Annotated in this window: 1 protein-coding gene; it reads right to left on the bottom strand. The window is 52.4% G+C overall.

Going from position 1 to position 1,130, the window contains the following annotated elements:
- Positions 1 to 66: 66 nt before the first annotated feature.
- Entirely contained in the window at positions 67 to 1,128 is a 1,062-nt protein-coding gene (dnaJ, locus tag D6783_06195) for a molecular chaperone DnaJ (GenBank protein ID RME51971.1), read from the bottom strand.
- Between the last annotated feature and the right edge of the window lie 2 nt (positions 1,129 to 1,130).

Here is a 1,130-nt window from a genome sequence, read left to right on the forward strand (position 1 = left end):
CGACATCTGTACATAATAGCAGATGCATAACCCAAAGACGTTTAAACAATTCACACAAGCAACTCTCTACACACCCTCTTTCTTCAGCTCTTCAACGAGTTTTTGGGCGTTTTTTGAGAGTTTCTTTGGGAAATCAATATGCACGGTAACGAGCAGGTCACCGCGACCGTGCGTTTCGTGCGGGATACCTTTGCCGGCGACCCGTAGCGTCTCGCCGTGAGAGATACCGGGCGGAATTTTGAGTGTGATGTCTTTGTGCTCAAGTGTCGGTATGGTATACGTTGCGCCCAGAAGCGCGTCAGTGAGCTTAACATTGAGCGTCATGCGGATGTCACGTCCGCTACGGGTGAACACTTTGTGTGGGCGCACATGTATTTTGATATACAGATCTCCGGCAACTCCGTGAGGTACCGCCTCCCCTCTTCCGGCAAGGCGAATTCCCTCGCCGTTGTCAACACCGGGAGGTATGGTGACAGCAACTTCTTCTTGTCTGTCAACTACGCCACTGCCGGCACAGGTTGCACACGGGTCTTTTGGCACCGAACCTGTTCCGTAGCAGGAGTTGCACGGTCGCTGGCTGGTAAATGTACCCAATATGGATCGGCGCGTCTCTCGTATGGAACCTTTTCCATTACAGGTGGCACAGGTGACCGTCTCTTTGCTTGCAGCGCCCGTGCCGTCGCACGAGGTGCAGTAGCTTCGCTTGTGTATGAGCACTGTGCGTTTTACGCCAAACGCAGCTTCTTCAAAATCAAGCTCAAGGTCCATGGAGATATCACGACCACGGCGCGCATGTGTGCCACCGCGCCGTCCGCCGAATATCTCGCTGAAGATGTCACCGAGATCAAACTCAAACCCGTCAGTGCCAAATCCTTGTTGGAATTGCGAGAAGTCGAACCCGTCAAACCCGTGTGCGCCACCGGCATATGAGCGGCCGTATGCATCGTATTCTGCTCGCTTTTTCTTGTCGCCAAGTACGGCGTACGCCTCGCTCACTTCTTTAAATTTTGCCTCATCGCCACCTTTTTTGTCGGGGTGGTACTTTTGTGCCAGTGTGCGAAACGCCTTCTTTATCTCAGCGTCCGACGCATCTTTTGAAACACCAAGTATCTGATAGTAGTCTTTCATAG

The organism is Candidatus Woesearchaeota archaeon, assembly GCA_003694805.1.
Taxonomy (GTDB): Archaea; Nanobdellota; Nanobdellia; order Woesearchaeales; family J110; genus J110.

Excerpts from the sequence above, each read along its gene's own strand:
- dnaJ (RME51971.1), bottom strand. The coding sequence starts at position 1,128 with ATGAAAGACTACTATCAGATACTTGGTGTTTCAAAAGATGCGTCGGAC.